The sequence below is a fragment of the Mycobacterium sp. 852013-50091_SCH5140682 genome (assembly GCF_001665685.1).
Classification (GTDB): Bacteria; Actinomycetota; Actinomycetes; order Mycobacteriales; family Mycobacteriaceae; genus Mycobacterium.
In genome coordinates this window covers 52,129-69,916 of the sequence record NZ_LZTB01000122.1, presented here as the reverse complement: position 1 = coordinate 69,916, position 17,788 = coordinate 52,129, and the positions used below count along the sequence as shown (strand labels likewise).

At 64.9% G+C, this 17,788-nt stretch carries 19 protein-coding genes; 8 read left to right on the top strand and 11 right to left on the bottom strand.

From position 1 onward, the window contains the following. Nucleotides 1-39: 39 nt before the first annotated feature. Nucleotides 40-1,380, bottom strand: coding sequence for an amidohydrolase family protein (locus tag A5784_RS32115; RefSeq protein WP_156750903.1), 1,341 nt, complete (start codon nucleotides 1,378-1,380; stop codon nucleotides 40-42). Between the two features lie 5 nt (nucleotides 1,381-1,385). Next, on the bottom strand, nucleotides 1,386-2,162 hold the full coding sequence (locus A5784_RS32110; RefSeq protein ID WP_064948997.1) for a sulfite exporter TauE/SafE family protein: 777 nt from the start codon (nucleotides 2,160-2,162) through the stop codon (nucleotides 1,386-1,388). Between the two features lie 86 nt (nucleotides 2,163-2,248). Here A5784_RS32110 and A5784_RS32105 point away from each other — a divergent pair, with 86 nt between their 5' ends. Further along, nucleotides 2,249-2,911 carry a GntR family transcriptional regulator gene (locus A5784_RS32105; protein WP_064948907.1) on the top strand — a complete coding sequence of 221 codons (663 nt, stop codon included), beginning with the start codon at nucleotides 2,249-2,251 and terminating at the stop codon, nucleotides 2,909-2,911. 186 nt (nucleotides 2,912-3,097) lie between these two features. On the opposite strand, the gene A5784_RS37975 is transcribed toward A5784_RS32105, so the two are convergent. From A5784_RS37975 to A5784_RS32065, 9 genes are all read right to left on the bottom strand, one after another. After that, nucleotides 3,098-3,472: an Mtp family mycobacterial-type pilin gene (locus A5784_RS37975; RefSeq protein WP_156750902.1), complete on the bottom strand. Its 375-nt coding sequence runs from the start codon at nucleotides 3,470-3,472 to the stop codon at nucleotides 3,098-3,100. A 132-nt stretch (nucleotides 3,473-3,604) separates the two neighbouring features. Beyond that, nucleotides 3,605-4,105, bottom strand: a complete 501-nt coding sequence (locus tag A5784_RS32100; RefSeq protein ID WP_064948996.1) for a hypothetical protein — start codon at nucleotides 4,103-4,105, stop codon at nucleotides 3,605-3,607. Between the two features lie 14 nt (nucleotides 4,106-4,119). Next, a complete protein-coding gene (locus A5784_RS32095) occupies nucleotides 4,120-4,752 on the bottom strand; it encodes a TetR/AcrR family transcriptional regulator (protein ID WP_064948906.1) in 633 nt (210 codons plus the stop codon). A gap of 138 nt (nucleotides 4,753-4,890) precedes the next feature. Further along, nucleotides 4,891-6,039 (bottom strand): acyl-CoA dehydrogenase family protein, encoded by a 1,149-nt coding sequence (locus tag A5784_RS32090; RefSeq protein WP_064948905.1) that lies wholly within the window; start codon nucleotides 6,037-6,039, stop codon nucleotides 4,891-4,893. A gap of 9 nt (nucleotides 6,040-6,048) precedes the next feature. Beyond that, complete coding sequence (locus A5784_RS32085) at nucleotides 6,049-7,197, bottom strand: thiolase family protein (protein WP_064948904.1); 1,149 nt, start codon at nucleotides 7,195-7,197, stop codon at nucleotides 6,049-6,051. Between the two features lies 1 nt (nucleotide 7,198). Continuing rightward, complete coding sequence (locus A5784_RS32080) at nucleotides 7,199-8,437, bottom strand: CaiB/BaiF CoA transferase family protein (protein WP_064948903.1); 1,239 nt, start codon at nucleotides 8,435-8,437, stop codon at nucleotides 7,199-7,201. 34 nt (nucleotides 8,438-8,471) lie between these two features. After that, nucleotides 8,472-9,233, bottom strand: coding sequence for an SDR family oxidoreductase (locus tag A5784_RS32075; protein WP_064948902.1), 762 nt, complete (start codon nucleotides 9,231-9,233; stop codon nucleotides 8,472-8,474). Beyond that, a complete protein-coding gene (locus tag A5784_RS32070) occupies nucleotides 9,233-10,399 on the bottom strand; it encodes an acyl-CoA dehydrogenase family protein (RefSeq protein ID WP_064948901.1) in 1,167 nt (388 codons plus the stop codon). The genes A5784_RS32075 and A5784_RS32070 overlap by 1 nt, the downstream gene beginning before the upstream one ends. A gap of 27 nt (nucleotides 10,400-10,426) precedes the next feature. Next, a complete protein-coding gene (locus A5784_RS32065; protein WP_064948900.1) occupies nucleotides 10,427-11,722 on the bottom strand; it encodes an amidohydrolase family protein in 1,296 nt (431 codons plus the stop codon). 220 nt (nucleotides 11,723-11,942) lie between these two features. Here A5784_RS32065 and A5784_RS32060 point away from each other — a divergent pair, with 220 nt between their 5' ends. The 7 genes from A5784_RS32060 to A5784_RS32030 are packed head-to-tail and all read left to right on the top strand — an operon-like array spanning nucleotide 11,943 to nucleotide 17,756. Beyond that, the gene (locus A5784_RS32060) at nucleotides 11,943-12,491 is read left to right on the top strand and encodes a carboxymuconolactone decarboxylase family protein (protein ID WP_064948899.1); all 549 of its coding nucleotides are present in this window, start codon (nucleotides 11,943-11,945) and stop codon (nucleotides 12,489-12,491) included. Nucleotides 12,492-12,495: 4 nt separating this feature from the next. After that, nucleotides 12,496-13,809, top strand: coding sequence for an SRPBCC family protein (locus tag A5784_RS32055; protein WP_064948898.1), 1,314 nt, complete (start codon nucleotides 12,496-12,498; stop codon nucleotides 13,807-13,809). Further along, a complete protein-coding gene (locus tag A5784_RS32050; protein WP_064948897.1) occupies nucleotides 13,802-14,146 on the top strand; it encodes a hypothetical protein in 345 nt (114 codons plus the stop codon). The genes A5784_RS32055 and A5784_RS32050 overlap by 8 nt, the downstream gene beginning before the upstream one ends. Before the next feature lies 1 nt (nucleotide 14,147). After that, the gene (locus tag A5784_RS32045) at nucleotides 14,148-15,434 is read left to right on the top strand and encodes a metal-dependent hydrolase family protein (RefSeq protein ID WP_232006332.1); all 1,287 of its coding nucleotides are present in this window, start codon (nucleotides 14,148-14,150) and stop codon (nucleotides 15,432-15,434) included. Continuing rightward, nucleotides 15,415-15,846 (top strand): nuclear transport factor 2 family protein, encoded by a 432-nt coding sequence (locus A5784_RS32040; RefSeq protein WP_064948896.1) that lies wholly within the window; start codon nucleotides 15,415-15,417, stop codon nucleotides 15,844-15,846. Before A5784_RS32045 ends, A5784_RS32040 begins: the two co-directional genes overlap by 20 nt. Beyond that, nucleotides 15,843-16,964 carry an acyl-CoA dehydrogenase family protein gene (locus A5784_RS32035; RefSeq protein ID WP_064948895.1) on the top strand — a complete coding sequence of 374 codons (1,122 nt, stop codon included), beginning with the start codon at nucleotides 15,843-15,845 and terminating at the stop codon, nucleotides 16,962-16,964. Before A5784_RS32040 ends, A5784_RS32035 begins: the two co-directional genes overlap by 4 nt. Before the next feature lie 3 nt (nucleotides 16,965-16,967). Then, on the top strand, nucleotides 16,968-17,756 hold the full coding sequence (locus tag A5784_RS32030; RefSeq protein WP_064948894.1) for an acyl-CoA dehydrogenase family protein: 789 nt from the start codon (nucleotides 16,968-16,970) through the stop codon (nucleotides 17,754-17,756). Nucleotides 17,757-17,788 lie beyond the last annotated feature (32 nt).

The following is a 17,788-nucleotide window of genomic DNA, read 5'->3' as shown; positions in this document are numbered from 1 at the left end:
GCGGGTGATATTTCGCATGGTCACTTCCGTGTGGTCGGTTCAGCTCTGCCAGTGACCGGCTGCGGCGGCCCGTGCGACGATGGCGTCGCGGCGTGATTGTGCAATCGAGCCGATGTCACGCACCGACGGTTGGGTCAATGCACCGTCATGTTTGAGAATCCGTCCGTCGGCGATGACGGTTTTCACGTTGTCTGTCCTGCCGTTGTAGACAAGCGTTTCGAAGGGGTCACCGACGGGCAGCAGGTTCGGATCTTGACGAATCAGGATGATGTCGGCGCGTTTTCCGATCGCGATGGAGCCAGTAGAGTCAGCCAGGCCCATCCCGTCGGCGGCTTCAATCGTAAACATGCGCAGTAGTTTTCGGGCAGTGATGTCGGTGGTTCCGGTACGGGCGCGTTCGACCGACAACACGGTGCGCAGGGCGGTGAACACGTCTGCGGTGGTGGGCATGGCCAGCGTGTCAATCGAGAAGCTCGTCTGGATACCCGCGGCGATGAGCTCGGAGACTTGGGGAAAACCCATAGTTTGCAGTTCAGTGACGGGGCTCAGGGAGACGGTGGTTCCGGTGCGTGCCAACGCGGCGAGGTCTTCGGTCGAGGCATGTACCGCATGGACGATCTGGACGTCGGGACCGAGGAGCCCTTCGCTGTCGAGCAGCGTCAATCCGCAGCTTTTGCAGCCTCTTTCACGTAGGCATCGGTCACAGTGCATGGTGATGGGTAGCTTGGCTGCACGCGCGTAACGCCATTCTTCGCGATAGACCTCGGGAGTAGTCCGGTAGGGGCCGCGCAAGGCGACTCCGAAGGTGATCCGGCCGTCGAGGAGATCCGGGGTCCAGCGCCTGAGCATGGATTGCACGCCATGCAGGTCCATCGGTTCTTCGCTGCCACTGTTGTCCCGCGGACCATAGGAGAATCGACCGCGCAGACCGGCGTCGAGATGTGCGCTGATATTGGCGTCCACGTCGTCAGCGTTGCGGACGTTGTGGTCCCAGTTGTGCACCGTGGTAAACCCAGCGTCGACCGCTTCGGCTAGCCCGAACCGTGCTGCCCAATAGAAGTCTGACACGTCGTGATGTGGCGCCAACGATCGTTTGACCGTGAAGTAGTCACGGTCTGGCGCATCGCCGACCGTGCCCCGCAGCAGCGAGTTCCACAAGTGCCAATGTGTGTCGATGAACCCCGGCAGCACGAAGTGACTGCTTGCATCGATGACGGTTGCGTTGTTGCTGTGCACGTTTGGCCCGATCTCGACGATGGCGCCGTCGTCGATCAGAATGTCGACCGGTTGCGGGTCGTGATCATCCATCGCCACAACGAGGCCATCGCGTATCAGCAGCGTCTGACGGTCTGGGAGGTCCTGCGTGCGGTCGAGGGTCATCGCGATCACTTCCTTACGAGTAGCAGTAGGCCGGCGGCGAACCCGACGGCAATTACGGTTCTTCGCAATCCTTCTGGGGGAATGATGCGCGCGAAGCGCGCCCCGAGGAGCCCACCAGCCAGCCCCGACGCGGCCAGGATGAGCGCCGGAATCCATGCGATCTGGGCGCTGACGGCGAAGAAGGCAGCCGAAACTGCGCCGACGACCAGCGACAGCCCCGATTTCAAGGCATTCAACCGGCGCAGGGAGTCGCGCCGGAAGACACCCAGCACAGCGAGCATCATGATGCCCAGGCCGGCGGCGAAGTATCCCCCGTACAACGCGACACCGAACTGGGCAGCGCACAAAGGGAGCACACGGGTGGCTGTGGCCACGCGCGAGGTCGACTCGACACGGCGTTCAACGAGTTTCCGGATTCTGGGCTGGATGAGCATAAGGACTGCCGAGCCCAGGACGAGCCAACCCACGATGTCCTGGAAACTGCGGGCCGGCAACGCCATCAGCAGCGCTGAGCCCGCCAGCGCACCAAGAACGGTCACGGCTCCCAACCGAGCCAACACGGGTTTCTGGTCGGCCAGGTCGGCGCGAAATCCTATGCAACCTCCGACGTACCCGGGGACGGTGGCGACGGCATTGGTGACGTTGGCGATGAGGGGGCTGTAGCCGAGGGCGATCAGCGCAGGAAAGGAAATCAATGACCCGCCGCCCGCGATCGTGTTGACCGCTCCAGCGAGCAGCCCGGCCGCCAGCAGTATTGCCCATTGGAGGGGTGTGGCACTCATCACCGTCACGGCATGCACTGTATGCAATGCATGCAGAAGACGTCAATAGCGCGTCCGGCCCTTCGGGGGCTGTGTACAGTCGGCCCATGCCTCCGACCGCTGCATCAGACAGCGCCCAGACCGTCTACGTCGCACTGCGGCATCGACTGTCAGCCGGCCGGTACGCGCCTGGTGATCGACTGACCGAGGTCGAACTAGCCGAGGAACTCGGCGTCTCCCGAACACCGGTTCGAGAAGCGCTGCAACGGCTTCACGCCGACGGCCTGGTCTCACGCGCGGGACGTGGGGCCGTGGTGGCCGGCCTATCGACAAAGGAACGACGCGATCTCTACCAGGTCCGCGAAGTACTTGAGCAGTTGGCCGCGAGGTCAGCAGCCCAACGACAGTCCGACGGTGAACTCGCTCCCGTGGTGCTGAAAAACCTGCGACTCAAAGCAGAGGCGATCAACGAAGCCGTCGCCGCCGGCGAACCGCGCGAAGTCGCCCAGCGCAACTTCGAGTTGCATCGCCAAATCGCCGAGGCGGCCGACAATCCGATGCTGCACGACTTCCTAGGGCGGGCGTGGGACCGAATTGCCGTGTCAGCGGTGTCCAATCTGACTGACCCCGAATGGGCCGCGACAGTGTCCGAACAGCACGATGCCATCATCGATGCCATCGCCGCCGGAGATCCCGACGCCGCCGCCGCCGCGATGGCCCACCACATACACGCTGCAGCCAACCGTGACCCGGCCGTGGAGAACGCATGACGTGGACCATCCAGGCCATGGCAGCCTGCCACTGTCACCGGCGCCAAGCAGCCGCTAGTGCGATGGCACGGACGTCCTGACTCGACGCTGACTGCGCGGCGCCCTTCAGCTGAGCCTTCTTTCGCGGTTTCCACGCAGGCATCACTCGCTGAGGCCTTGGGGTGCAACGCTTTACAAGCTCAAGCTCTACAGCGGAATCCAGATTCCCGGCCCGTTCCAGAATCCCCACGCATTCACATTGGGATTCCAGACCACCTGCGCCCACGGCGCCCAGAACGGCGGCGGAGGTTGTGGCGGTGCCCAGTCCGGTACGCCGTATCCGTATGGCGCGCCGGCAAAGTTGTCGTCCCAATCATGGCAGTTGTTCCAGTCCGAGTTGTTACCCCAGCCCTGGTCCCAACGATCACCGGGGCACCAGTGATGGTGGTCTGTCGGAGCCGGAGCAGGGACGGCCTGAGCAATGCCGGTGGTCAGCCCGAGGCCGGACAACCCCAGAGCCCCGGCGGCCGCCGCGGTGGCACAGGCCCGGACCCACGGTCTTCTCATCTTGACGGTATTCATTCTCTGAGGATTGCCCTCAGAGAGGATCCCAAACACCTTTCGCGCCCCTTGCTGCCGCCAAAGTGGTTGTCAGCAGCAACCTTTCAGCAATTTCTTCAACAGCACTCAGCGCTCACCCAGCGGGCGCCCATGTCAGCCCACCGCGATCAGGTCGGCCGGCACCGACCGGATCGCCATGACGCCGCACCGGAAGGCCTCGGTGCTGCCTACGACCGCATCGCAGGCAGCGACCGCAGCCAACGCCTGCGCCTTGAAAGCCCTTGCAGCCGCGGATAATTCGTGACACACGGGATTGACGCTCAACTCTTCGGGACAACCGTCACCCCACAGGGTCACCTCGGTACGGCCCTGCTCCAGGGCGTTGAGCACCCCTTGACGCACCCGGTCGTCGGTATTGAACAACTCGGCGGCGACCGCGACGGTGTGCGGATGCGGCCGGTCGTCCCACGATTCCAGCACGCTTTCCAGATCCATGGTTTCGACCCCGAGGATCTGCAGCGGACGGACATCCTCGTCGGCGCCGATGAGGACTGTGACGTCCCACCCGGCCATCACCCGGTCGACCAGCCAGCCTCCGGCGAACGTCACCGCATCGATGACACGGGGAGCCACCACATCGAGCCGATACCGCATGTCGTCCTCCACTCTCACTGGTCGGCCACTCCGCCGGGCCCCTCGATCTCCCGGGCCAACATCTGCGCGTAGCCCTTGAACACGTCCACCAGCGGCAGTGAGGGATCGAGTAACCACGAGGTCTCCATTCCGTTTACGAAGGCGAGTATCTCCACGGCCTTGTTGGCCGCGTCGAAATCTGGGCGGTAGCGGCCGCTGTCCTGGCCGCGGCGGAGGATGTCGGCGACGATGGCTCGTGCGTCCTGCTGGCGCTTGAGCAGTCGGTCGTGCAGGGGCGCATCAGGCTGGATGTTCTCCACGAGCAGCACGGTGAAGGTGCCTACCAACTCGGGCGCTCGCTCGAAACGTTCTGCGACCCTGGTGATCTCCTCCGCTAGGTCACCCGCCCGGTCGGCGTGAATATCGTCGTCGTAGTCGCGGGCGTCGAGCACCGCATTGAGCAGTTGCTCCTTGGATTCGAAGTGGTGCAACAGCCCTGCCGGTGTGACACCGGCCTCTTTGGCGATCTGGGCCAGGGAGGTGTTGCGCCACCCGTTGCGCGCCAGCAGCTTCTCCGCGACGGAAAGGATCCGCTGTTTGCGGTCCTCGCCTTTCGCGAGCAGCGACTCGTACGGCCGTGCCGCTGGACCCTCAGAAACCGATGCCACCGAACTCCCTGACACATCCGGCCAAACCAACCTAGTGAACACACAGTAGGTAGGTTTCCCGGCTGTGACAAGGGTCTCACCGAGAATACTTTCGTGACGCCTATCTCAACATCTGTAACGCGTGATTGCTGGCCGTAGCTACAGACCCAGCGATTTGGCGATGATCACCTTCATCACTTCGCTGGTCCCCGCGTAGATCCGGGCCACGCGCGCATCGGTGTACAGCCGGGCGATCGGGTACTCCATCATGTAGCCGTACCCGCCGAACAACTGCAGGCATCGATCGATCACCCGGGCCTGCATCTCCGTGCAGAAGAGCTTGACGCGTGCCGCGTCGGCGCCGGACAGTTCGCCGTCGACATGCAGAGCAACCGCACGGTCCAGCATCGCCTGCGCCGCCTCGACCTCCGTCGAGCAGGCCGCAAGTTCGAACTTGGTGTTCTGAAACGACGCGACGGGAGTGCCGAACGCCTTGCGATCCACGGTGTAGTCGATCGCCGCGGCGATGGCCGAGCGGGCCTGGGCCACAGAACCGACCGCCACAGTCAGCCGTTCCTGGGGCAGGTTGTGTCCCAGATAGCTGAACGCCTCCCCTTCCTCACCGAGCACGTTGGCGACCGGCACCCGCACATCGGTGAAGGACAACTCAGCGGTGTCCTGGACCTTGCAGCCCATCTTCTCCAGCTCACGACCCCGCGTGAAGCCGGGCATCCCGTCCTCGACGACCAGCAGGGTCAATCCCTTGCGCCGGTTCGCCGGGTCGGTCGAGGTGCGGGCGACGACGATGACGAGATCGGCCTGGATGCCTCCGGTGATGAACGTCTTGGCGCCGTTGAGCACATACTCGTCTCCGTCGCGCACGGCCGTGGTCCGCATGCCTGCGAGGTCCGACCCTGTGCCCGGCTCGGTCATCGCCACCGCGGTCAGCAGCGTCCCGTCGGCCAGCCCGGGAAACCAGCGCTGCCGCTGTTCGGCGTTCGCGTAGCGCAGGAAGTACGGCAAGATCACCTCGAGCTGAGTGCGCACCGTCGACAGCGTGACCAGCGCCCGGGCCGCCTCCTCCTGCAGCACGACGTTGTAGCGGTAGTCGGTGATCCCCGCGCCGCCGTACGCCTCCGGAATCGCCATGCCCAGGATGCCCAGTGCACCCATCTGTTTGAAGACGTCACGCGGCATGCGGCCGGCCTTCTCCCATGCCGGATAGGCCGGGACCACCTCCTTTTCGACGAAATCCCGTGCCAGCGCCCGAAACGCCTCGTGGTCGTCGGTGAACAGGTTGCGCTGCACTCGATCTCCTTAGCCGAGAAGTTCGACCAGCGTGGCGTTCGCGGTACCGCCGCCCTCGCACATGGTCTGCAAGCCGTATTGAATTCCCTTGTCGCGCATGTGGTTGATCATCCGGGTCATCAGAACCGCACCCGAGGCTCCGAGCGGATGCCCCAGCGCGATCGCTCCGCCGAGCGGATTGAGCTTGGCCTCATCGGCGCCGGTTTCGGCGAGCCACGCCAACGGCACGGGTGCGAACGCTTCGTTGACCTCGAACACCCCCACCTCGTCCAACCGCACTCCCGCTTTGTGCAACACCTTTTCCGTCGCCGGAATCGGGCCGGTCAGCATCAGCACCGGATCCGCACCGGTGACCGCGCCGGCCCGGTACCTGACGATCGGCGAAAGTCCCATCGCCACAGCGTTTTCCTCGGTCATCACCAGTAGCGCCGCGGCCCCGTCGGAGATCTGCGACGAGTTGCCGGCGTGGATCACACCGTCCTCGGCGAACGCGGGCTTGAGCCCGGCCAGCTTCTCGACGGTTGTCCCCCGCCGGACGCCCTCGTCGTCCACCACGGGGTCACCGTCATCGGGAAACACCGTGATCATCTGCGTCTCAAAGGCACCGCTGTCCTGCGCGGCGGCGGCCCGCTGATGTGACGCGACGGAATACTCATCGAGCTGGGTCCGGCTGAAACCCCATTTCTGCGAGATCATTTCCGCAGAGATGCCCTGGTTGAACGCGAAACCCTTGTACCGGTCGAGCACCTTCGGGCCGTACGGTTGCCCCGTGGCGCGTGCCGCGCCCAGCGGGACGCGGCTCATCACCTCGACCCCACCGGCGACCACGACGTCCTGTTGGCCCGACATCACCGCCTGCACCGCGAAATCCAGTGCCTGCTGGCTGGATCCGCAGGCCCGGTTGACCGTGGTCCCCGGGATGTGTTCAGGCCAGCCCGCAGCGAGCACCGCGTAGCGACCGATGTTGCTCGACTGATCGCCGACCTGCGAGACGCACCCCCAGACCACGTCGTCGATGATGTCGGGGCTGATACCCGCGCGCTCGACGAGTGCGTCGAGCACAAGTGCGGAGAGGTCAGCGGCGTGGAATCCGGACAGCCCGCCGTTGCGCTTGCCGACGGGGGTGCGCACGGCTTCGACGATGACGGTTTCGCGCATATCAGTTGCTCCGATCTCGGGTGCTCGGGTAGGCCGGGCCGATCGCACCCTGCTCCCGCAGGACACCGATCTGAGCGGCGGACAGACCCATATCGGTCAGGATGGCATCGGTGTGCTGGCCCAGGCCAGGAACTGCGCCCATCGGCTGTTCGAATCCGGCGATCACCGGAGGTGGCAGCAGCGCACTGATCTCCCCGTTGGGGGTCGTGACGGGACGCCACCGGTCCCGGTCCTTGAGGTGTTGGTGGCTGACGACCTCGCTGGGCCGGTTGTACCGCGAGTTACCGATTCCCGCCTCGTCGGCGATCTGCTGGATCTCGACGAGATCGTGTTGCGCACACCAGGATCCGATCGCCTCGTTGAGGACGTCGCGGCCCGCGCAGCGGTCGGAATTGGTGGCGAACCGGGCATCGTCGGCCAGGTCCGGCCGGTCGATGATCTCCCGGGCCAGCCGCTGCCACTCCCGGTCGTTGGTGGTGCCCAACACCACGGTCTGGTGATCGCGCGTGGAGAACGCCCCGTACGGAGCGACAGCCGGCGAACTCATGCCCAGCGGCTGCTGGTCGATACCGGAGTGCTGGGTGTAGGTCAGCGGGTAACCCATGATGTCGGTCATGGTGTCGAAGAGGCTGACCGCGACGGCGGGTGCCGAAGCCCCGGAGGGCCGCTGGGCCCGGCCGACGAGCAACGCCATGATCGACAGCGCGGCGTACAGGCCCGTGGAGATGTCGGCCACGGGCGGACCGGGTTTGGCAGGCATGTCCGGATGGCCGGTCACTGCACATGCACCGGACTCGGCCTGCACCAGCAGGTCGTAGGCCCGTTTGTGGGACAGCGGGCCGCCGGTGCCGTATCCGTCGATCTCGACGGGGATCAGCTGCGGATGACGCCGGGCCAGATCTGCCGGTGCCAGGCCCATGCGGGCGGTCGCGCCTGGCGCCAGATTCGAGACCAGCGCGTCGGCCCCGTCGAGTAGCTGGTGCAGCACGTCCATTCCGCCGGCGGTCTTGAGGTCCACAGTGATGGACTCCTTGCCGCGGTTGGCCCAAACGAAGTGCGCCGCAAGGCCGTTCACGACATCGTCATAATCACGAGCGAAGTCGCCACCGTTCGGGTTCTCCACTTTGATGACGCGGGCACCGAAATCGGCCAGCACTCGGGTGCACATCGGCGCGGACACCGCCTGTTCGAGCGCAACGATCGTGATCCCGGCCAGCGGCGCGGTCTGAGATTCGCTCACACCCGATGGTTCGCTCGTAAACTCGCTCACAGGCTCACATAACCATGCCGCCATCGACCGGGAGCACCTGCCCGGTGATGTACGACGCGGCATCGGAGGCCAGGAAGACGAACGCCCCGGCCACCTCGTCAGCTTCGGCCCACCGCTTGAGCGGGATCCGGTTCATCATGTTCGCCGCGAACTTCTCGTTGGTGCGGATCGTCTCGGTCATCGGCGTCGCCGCCAACGGCGCCAGCGCATTGACCATGACGTTCTTGGGGGCCAGTTCCCGCGCCAGCGATTTGGTGAACCCGATGATGCCTGCCTTGGCTGCCGAGTAATTGACCTGCCCCAGGGTTCCCGTGATGCCCGCCGAGGAGGTGACGTTGATGATGCGTCCCGTGCCGTCGGTCGGAAGATGCGGCAGCGCGGCCTGAGTGACGTGGAAGGTGCCCATGACGTGGATGTCGAACGTCAGCCGAAAGGTCTCGTCGGTGAGCTTCGGGAACATCGCCGGGGACGTCACGCCGGCGTTGTTGACCACGATGTGCAGGTGACCTCCGCCCAACCCGGCTGCCTGGGCCGCGGCGGCGACCGCGGCGTCGCGGTCGCTGACGTCGAGCGAGGCACTGTCGGCCTTGCCGCCCGACGTGTTGATCCGCTTGGCGACCGCAGCCGCCGCCTCACCACAGATGTCGGTGACGAGCACTGCCGCACCGGCCGCAGCCAGGGCCTCGGCCACGGCGGCTCCGATCCCGGCGCCTGCGCCGGTGACCAGTGCCGAACGTCCGGTCAGGTCGAAGTAGGTTCGCGCCATCAATAGCTCCTCGGCAGTCCGAGCACGTGCGAGCCGAGGAAGTTCAGGATCATCTCCTGGCTCACCGGGGCGATCTTCATCAACCGGGACTCGCGGAAGAACCGGGAGATGTGGTATTCCTCCGAATAGCCCATCCCGCCATGGGTTTGCAGCGCGCGGTCCGCAGCATCGAATCCGGCGTCGGCGCAGAGGTATTTGGCCATGTTGGCTTCTTTGCCGCACGGCTTGCCGTTGTCGTAGAGCCAGGTCGCCTTGCGCAGGATCAGCTCGGCGGCGTCAAGGCGGGCCAACGAGTCCGCGAGCGGGAACTGGATCCCCTGGTTCATGCCGATGGGCCGGTCGAACACGACACGCTCGTTGGCGTACTGCACGGCCCGGTCCAGCGCCACCCGGCCGATGCCAAGGGCTTCCGCGGCGATGAGCATCCGTTCCGGGTTGAGCCCGTGCAGGATGTACGAAAAGCCTTTGCCCTCTTCGCCGATGCGGTGCTCGACGGGTATGCGCAGATCGTCGATGAACAGTTCGTTGGAGCTGACGGCATTGCGCCCCATCTTGCGGATCGGCCGGATATCGACGTGATCGCGGTCAAGGTCGGTGAGGAACAGGGACAGGCCGTCTGTCTTCTTCTCGACCTCGCCGTACGGCGTGGTGCGGGTCAGCAGCAGGATCTTCTCCGACTCCAGCGCCTTGGAGATCCATACCTTTCGCCCGTTGACGACGTAGCTGTCCCCGTCCCGCTTGGCGAACGTCGTGATCCGCGAAGTATCCAGTCCCGCACCGGGTTCGGTGACGCCGAAGCAGACGTGCAGGTCCCCGTCGGCGATCCGCGGCAGGGTGGCCGCTTTCATGTCGTCGGAACCGGACACCACCACCGGCTGCATACCGAAGATCGACATGTGGATGGAACTGGCGGCGTTCATGCCGCCGCCGGAGCGCGCCACCTCCTCGGCGAGGATGGTCGCCTCGGTGATCCCGAGGCCGTGGCCGCCGTACTGCTCGGGGATGGTCATGCCCAGCCAACCGCCACCGGCGATGGCGTCGTAGAACTCCCGGGGAAACTCGTGGGCCTGGTCCTTCTCCATCCAATAGTGGTCGTCGAACTTGGCCGCCAGCTCCGCGACCGACGCCCGGATCAGCTGCTGGTCCTCGGTCAATGCGAAGTTCATCCCACCCGACACGTTGTGCTGGTCCCCTCAGTCTCGTGTGCCGGCAACGGCTTTGGCGTTCGCTTGGAAGTCGGCGAACGTGGTGCCGGTCTTTTCCCGGTGGCTCAGAGCGCGGATCGACACGTCGTGTCCCTCGGCGGCCTTGCGCAGTGCACCGACGGTGGCCTGGTGCTTGGGGACGTGGGCGAACGGATCGAAGTGATAGAGCCGCATGGCGTTCTCGTGGGTGATCTTGTTGATCTCGTCGTCCGGGACGTCATAGGTGTCGAACACCGCCGACAGTTCCTCGGGCGCACCGGGCCACATCGAGTCGGAATGGGGGTAGTCCATCTCCCAACAGATGTTGTCGATACCGATCTCGTGGCGGTTCTTCACGCCGATCGGATCGGAGATGAAGCACGTCATGAAATGCTCCCGGAACACCTCCGAGGGCAGCTTGCCGCCGAAGTTCTGATGCGTCCACGTCGAGTGCATGTCATAGGTCCGGTCCACGCGGTCCAGGAAGTACGGGATCCAGCCGGTGCCACCCTCCGACAGCGCGATCTTGAGGTCCGGGTAGGCCTTGATGGGCGCCGACCAGAGCAGGTCGGCGGCGGCCTGCACGATGTTCATCGGCTGTAGCGTGATCATCACGTCCATCGGCGCATCGGGCGCGGTGATCGCGAGCTTGCCTGACGACCCGATATGCACGTTCATCACGGTGTCGGTATCACACAGCGCTTCCCACAGCGGTTTCCAGTACTCCAGATCATGGAAGCTCGGATAGCCCAGCGTCGAAGGATTCTCGGTGAAGGTCAGTGAATGCACGCCCTTCTTCGACACGCGGCGCACCTCGTCGGCACACAGTTGGGGATCCCAGATCGCCGGCAGCGCCATCGGGATGAACCGTCCGGGGTTCGACCCGCACCACTCGTCGATGTGCCAGTCGTTGTAGGCCTGGACCAGCGCCAGTGAGAAGTCCGAATCGTCCGTGGCGAACAGCCGCGCGGCGAATCCCGGGAACGACGGGAAGTTCATCGTCGCCAACACTCCGCCGGCGTTCATATCCTTGACCCGCTCGTCGGGGTCGTAACAGCCCTTGCGGATCTCATCGAGCCCCTGCGGTTCCAGGCCGTACTCCTCCTTCGGCCGGCCCGCGACCGCGTTGAGCGCCACATTCGGGATCACGGTGTCGCGGAACTGCCAGGTGTCCGAGCCGTCGGGGTTGTGCACCAACCGCGGCGCCTCGTCCCGGTACTTGGCGGGCAGGTGATTGGCGAACATGTTCGGCGGTTCGATGATGTGGTCATCCACGCTGATCAGAATCATGTCGTCTTTGTTCATGGCAGCTCCCTTCCACTCCGACAACCGGTTCTCTACATCAGAAAACTATCTTCTCCTGTAGCGAGAATCAATCTCTGACAGTCTTGACGAGCTGAATCGTCCCCCTCGACGGTCGACTTGGAGTCTCCCCATTGACCGAGTCCACAAAAGATGGAAACCTGTTGATCAGAAATGAGAATATGATTCTCGTCAACGAGAGCCGGTGAGAGGAGACGAGGACGTGCGCCTGCCCCCATTGCCCGCCGATCAGTGGGACGACGAGGTACTCCGGGCGTTGTCGGTGATGCTGCCCGCGGAGCGGCTCAATCCCCAAGGCGCGGGCGTCGCACTGTCCACCCTGGCCCGGCACCCGCAGCTCACCAAGGCATTCCTGCGGTTCAGCAACCACCTGCTGTTCCGTTCGACGTTGCACCCCAGACTGCGAGAGCTCGCGATCCTGCGGATCGCCCATCGCAGGCACTGCGAATACGAGTGGGCCCACCACGCTTTCATCGGAAAAGCCGAAGGGCTGACCGATGCTGAGATCGCGGCCGTCCAGCGCGGAGCGGCCGCCGACCCGTTCGACCAGATCGTGCTCAACGCCGTCGACGAACTCGACGAGCATTCGCGCATCTCCGACGAGACCTGGGCGGCGCTCAGCGACCGACTCGATGAGCGCCAACGCATGGACCTGGTTTTCACCATCGGCGGCTACGGCCTGATGGCCATGGCTTACAACACCTTTGGCATCGAGCCGGAAGCCGGCACCGAACCTGAAGAAAGAGGGTAGACAATTGGCGCACTTCCCGAAGCCAGATGTCGGCAGCTGGACCGAGAACTGGCCCGAGCTCGGCACAGCGCCCGTCGATTACACCGATTCCATCGACCCCGAACAGTGGAAGCTGGAGCAGCAGGCCATCTTCCGCAAGCTCTGGCTGCACGTCGGCCGGGTCGAACGGTTACCCAAGACCGGCAGTTACTTCACCCGCGAGATGCCCTCGGTCGGTGCGGGCACGTCGATCATCGTCAACAAGGACAAAGACGGCACCATCCGGGCCTTCTACAACATGTGCCGGCACCGCGGCAACAAGCTCGTCTGGAACGACTATCCGGGCGAGGAAGTGTCGGGGAGCTGCCGGCAGTTCACCTGCAAGTACCACGCCTGGCGCTATGCACTCAACGGTGATCTGACATTCATTCAGCAGGAACAAGAGTTCTTCGACGTCGACAAGGCCGACTACCCGCTCAAGCCCGTGCGCTGCGAGGTGTGGGAAGGGTTCATCTTCGTCAACTTCGACGACGACGCCGAACCGCTGCGGGACTACCTCGGCGACTTCGCAAAAGGCCTGGAGGGCTACCCCTTCCACGAGATGACCGAGGTGTACAGCTACCGCTCCGAGATCAAGGCCAACTGGAAGCTGTTCATCGACGCGTTCGTCGAGTTCTACCACGCGCCGATCCTGCACATGAAGCAGGCGACGCAGGAAGAAGCCGCGAAACTGGCCAAGGTCGGTTTCGAGGCGCTGCACTATGACATCAAGGATCAGCATTCGATGATCTCGTCATGGGGCGGCATGAGCCCGCCGAAGGATCTGAACATGGTCAAGCCCATCGAGCGGATCCTGCACAGCGGATTGTTCGGCCCGTGGGATCGCCCTGACATCAAAGGCATCCTGCCCGACGAGCTGCCGCCCGCCGTCAACCCGGCACGCCAGAAGACCTGGGGCCAGGACTCGTTCGAGTTCTTCCCCAATTTCACCCTGCTGCTGTGGGTTCCGGGCTGGTACCTCACCTACAACTACTGGCCGACCGGCGTCGACACCCATATCTTCGAGGCCAACCTGTATTTCGTCCCTCCGAAGAACACCCGCCAGCGGCTCAGTCAGGAACTGGCTGCCGTCACGTTCAAGGAGTACGCGCTACAGGACGCCAACACCCTGGAGGCCACTCAGACCCAGATCGGCACCCGGGCGGTCACCGAATTCCCGTTGTGCGATCAGGAGATTCTGCTGCGCCACCTGCATCACACCGCGCACAAGTACGTCGACGAGTACAAGCTGCAGCAGGCCGCCAAGGCCGCCACCAACGGAAAGGTCGCGCATGCCTGAGACCGCAGAGGCCCTGCTGCCCGCCGAATTCGCCGATCTGGAGCGGTTTTCCGACTGGATCCTGCCGACCGAGCCGCAACGCTACGCCAAGCGACTGGCGTCGACCATGGCCGAGATGCAGGAGCTCTACGACGCCGGCATGGGCCGCCTGGAAGAGGTCATGGTCTACCTCGACGCGCGATTCCCATTGCACGGCATGCCCGACGACGCCAAGCGGCTCATGCACCTGATGCAGTCGGTGGTGATGGTCAGCTTCCCGGTCGAGGTGTGGAAGCAGCCACGGGTGCTCGACAGCGGCGCGGCGTGGGTCGAGATCGTCCGGGAGCCGGTGGTCTGAGTTGTCGGCTCTTCGCGCAAGCGGCTCGTCACAAGCGGCGATCACGCTCAAGGCAGCCGGGCTGCTTGACGTGAATGCCGGGGCAATCGTCCGCCCCGCCATCGTCCGCGTCGAGGGCGACCGCATCGTTTCAGTCGGAGGCGAAACTCCGGCCGGCCGTGTCGAGTCCGACGACGAGGGCGACATCATCGATCTCGGTGACTCGATCCTGTTGCCGGGCCTGATGGACATGGAAGTCAATCTGCTGATGGGCGGCCGTGGCGAGAACCCCGGCCTGTCCCAGGTGCAGGACGATCCCCCGACGCGGGTGCTACGGGCAGTCGGCAATGCCCGCCGCACGCTGCGTGCCGGGTTCACCACCGTGCGCAACCTGGGCCTGTTCGTCAAGACCGGCGGGTACCTGTTGGATGTCGCCCTGGGCAAAGCGATCGACGCCGGGTGGATCGACGGTCCGCGCATCGTGCCGGCCGGGCACGCCATCACGCCGACCGGTGGCCATCTCGATCCGACCATGTTCGCCGCGTTCATGCCGGGCGTGCTCGAGCTGACCATCGAGGAAGGCATCGCCAACGGCGTCGACGAGATCCGCAAGGCGGTGCGCTATCAGATCAAGCACGGCGCCCAGCTCATCAAGGTGTGCTGCTCCGGTGGCGTCATGTCCCTGACCGGCGAGGCCGGCGCGCAGCACTATTCGGACGAGGAACTGCGGGCCATCGTCGACGAGGCCCACCGCCGCGGTCTGCGGGTCGCCGCGCACACCCATGGCGCCGAGGCCGTCAAACACGCGGTGGCCTGCGGGATCGACTGCATAGAACACGGCTTCCTGATGGACGACGAGGCCATCCAGATGCTTGTCGACAACGACCGGTTCCTGGTCACCACCAGGCGGCTGGCCCAGGCCATGGACGTGTCGAAAGCACCGAAAGCGCTGCAGGACAAGGCTGCCGAGATGTTCCCGAAGGCCGAGACGTCCATCAAGGCCGCCTACGAGGCCGGCGTGAAGATCGCCGTCGGCACCGATGCGCCTGCGATCCCGCACGGCCGCAACGCCGATGAACTCGTCACCCTGGTCGAATGGGGCATGCCGCCGGCAGCAGTGCTGCGTGCCGCCACCGTGGTCGCCGCAGAGCTGATCAACGCCGACGACCGCGGCCGCCTCGCCGAAGGCCTGCTGGCCGACATCATCGCGGTACCCGGTGATCCACTGCAGGACATTCGCGTTACACAGGCAGTGAATTTTGTAATGAAGGGAGGTAAGGTCTACCACAATGAGTACGCCGCGAACTGACGACCTCGTCGAGATCCAGCAGTTGCTGGCCCGCTACGCCGTCACTATCACCCAGGGTGACATCGACGGCCTGATCAACGTGTTCACCCCGGACGGCAGCTACAGCGCGTTCGGCGAAACCTATGCGCTGGAACGGTTCCCGGTGCTGGTCGACGCGGCGCCCAAGGGGCTGTTCATGACCGGCACGGCGCTGGTGACCCTCGATCCCGACAATCCCGATGCCGCCAGCGGAACCCAGCCGCTGTGCTTCATCGAGCACTCCACGCACGATATGCGCATCGGCTACTACAACGACACCTACGTCCGCACCGAGAACGGCTGGCGACTGAAAACCCGTGCCATGACCTTCATCCGGCGCAGCGGCGTGCACGATCACGGCAAACCACATGCGATCGGCCGGCCATCAGCGTGACTGATCTGTACGAGCCCGCCGCCTTCCGAACCGCGTTACAGGCGTGGCTGGCCGAGAATGATCTGAGCCCACCCGAAGACCGCACCCTCGCGGGCCACATGCGGCAGTTCGGCCGCGTGCAGAAAGCGCTCTACGACGCCGGCTGGAGCCGCTACGGCTGGCCCGAGCACGCCGGCGGGCTCGGCGGCCCCGCGATGTTGCGGGCCATCGTCGGCGAGGAGGTGGTAGGGCGCCGGCTGGTCGAACCCGGGCCCTACTCGATGCTGGAAGTCTTGGCGCCAACCATGATCGACTACGCGCCCACCGAATTGGCCGCCGAGATGGTCCCGAAGCTGCTGTCCGGCGAAGAGCAATGGTGCCAAGGGTTCTCCGAGCCGGGTTCGGGCAGCGACCTGGCGTCGTTGACCACCCGCGCGGTGATCGACGGCGACAAGTGGGTCATCAACGGCCAGAAAGTGTGGACCAGCTTCGCGCAGTACTCACACCGCTGCATCCTGCTGGCGCGCACCGGTGACGCGGAAACCCCCGACCACCAAGGCATCACGGCCTTCTTCGTCGACACCGACACCCCCGGCATCACGGTGCGTCCCCTGCGCACCATGCACGACGTCGACGAGTTCTGCGAGGTGTACTTCGACGACGTGGTGGTCGACGCCGGCCGGATGCTGGGCAGGCCCGGCGACGGCTGGCAGCTGGCAATGGATCTGCTGCCCTATGAGCGGTCGACGTGCTTCTGGCAGCGCATCGCCTACCTGTACTCGCGGTTCGACGCGCTGATCGGCGAGGCGAAAAACCTTGGTGCCGTATCCGACTCCGATCTGGGTGCAGCCTATTTGGCGTTGCACACGCTGCGCTGCCGGTCACGGGCCACGCAGCACCGACTGGCGGACGGGCACAAGCTCGGGCCCGACACCTCCATCGACAAGGTGCTGCTCGCGAGCGCCGAGCAACAGCTCTACGACACCGCCCGCGATCTGCTGCCCGGCGTCATCGAACTCGAAGACACCGACTGGCGCACCGAGTACCTGTATTCGCGGGCGGCCACCATCTACGGCGGCACGGCCGAGGTGCAGCGCAACATCATCGCGCGCCGTCTGCTGGATCTCGGGAAGGATTGACCGGTGGATCAAGAGTCCCTCGACCTGCTCGAGGATGCGTTGCGCAAAACGATGCTCTCGGTCTCGGGGGCCGAACTGGACGCTGCGCTGGCCGAACTCGGCTGGGCCGACATGCTCGCCGACATGCCCGACGTCGCGATACCGCTGGTGTTTCGCCTCCTCGGCGAAACCGGCTCGCACGCTTCGATTCTCAATGACGTGATGCTGGAGACCATCGGCGGGCTGCCGGGCGGAACCCCGCCGATGCCGTACGCCGGGGGTAGTTGGGTGGTGTGGGAACGCCTGCCCAACGACTGTCCTACCCTGGGCGGACTGCCGTTACGGCCTGTCCCTGACGGCGAGCTCATGAGGATGGGCGAAGCGCGTCGCGCGGTGGGCTGGTGGCTCGTGGGTTCGGCCCGCGCCATGCTGGCCCTGGCCCGTCGTCACGCGGTGGACCGCGTGCAGTTCGGCAAGCCGATCGCGGCGTTCCAGGCCGTCCGGCATCGGTTGGCCGAGACCCTCGTGGCCATCGAAGGCGCCGAGGCGACGTTGATCCTGCCCGGCACCGACAACCCGGATCTCACGGCCATGCTGGCCAAGGCGGCGGCAGGCAAGGCCGCGCTGACCGCTGCCAAACACTGCCAACAAGTGCTCGGCGGCATCGGCTTCACGGCCGAACATGAGCTGCACCGGCATGTGAAACGTGCCCTGGTGCTCGACGGATTACTCGGCAGCTCACGGGAACTCACGCGCAAAGCCGGAGCAGGGCTGCGGGCCCGTGGATCGGCTCCACGTTTGGCGCAGCTGTAGCTTTTCCCCGCCGAGCAGGCACGTAGGTACCC

What these genes read in the sequence shown, in the direction of transcription:
- A5784_RS32110 (WP_064948997.1), bottom strand. Translation starts at nt 2,162, where the DNA reads ATGAGTGCCACACCCCTCCAATGGGCAATACTGCTGGCGGCCGGGCTG.
- A5784_RS32115 (WP_156750903.1), bottom strand. Translation starts at nt 1,380, where the DNA reads ATGACCCTCGACCGCACGCAGGACCTCCCAGACCGTCAGACGCTGCTG.
- A5784_RS32075 (WP_064948902.1), bottom strand. Translation starts at nt 9,233, where the DNA reads ATGGCGCGAACCTACTTCGACCTGACCGGACGTTCGGCACTGGTCACC.
- A5784_RS32105 (WP_064948907.1), top strand. Translation starts at nt 2,249, where the DNA reads ATGCCTCCGACCGCTGCATCAGACAGCGCCCAGACCGTCTACGTCGCA.
- A5784_RS32050 (WP_064948897.1), top strand. Translation starts at nt 13,802, where the DNA reads ATGCCTGAGACCGCAGAGGCCCTGCTGCCCGCCGAATTCGCCGATCTG.
- A5784_RS32070 (WP_064948901.1), bottom strand. Translation starts at nt 10,399, where the DNA reads ATGAACTTCGCATTGACCGAGGACCAGCAGCTGATCCGGGCGTCGGTC.
- A5784_RS32085 (WP_064948904.1), bottom strand. Translation starts at nt 7,197, where the DNA reads ATGCGCGAAACCGTCATCGTCGAAGCCGTGCGCACCCCCGTCGGCAAG.
- A5784_RS32100 (WP_064948996.1), bottom strand. Translation starts at nt 4,105, where the DNA reads ATGCGGTATCGGCTCGATGTGGTGGCTCCCCGTGTCATCGATGCGGTG.
- A5784_RS32040 (WP_064948896.1), top strand. Translation starts at nt 15,415, where the DNA reads ATGAGTACGCCGCGAACTGACGACCTCGTCGAGATCCAGCAGTTGCTG.
- A5784_RS37975 (WP_156750902.1), bottom strand. Translation starts at nt 3,472, where the DNA reads ATGAATACCGTCAAGATGAGAAGACCGTGGGTCCGGGCCTGTGCCACC.
- A5784_RS32065 (WP_064948900.1), bottom strand. Translation starts at nt 11,722, where the DNA reads ATGAACAAAGACGACATGATTCTGATCAGCGTGGATGACCACATCATC.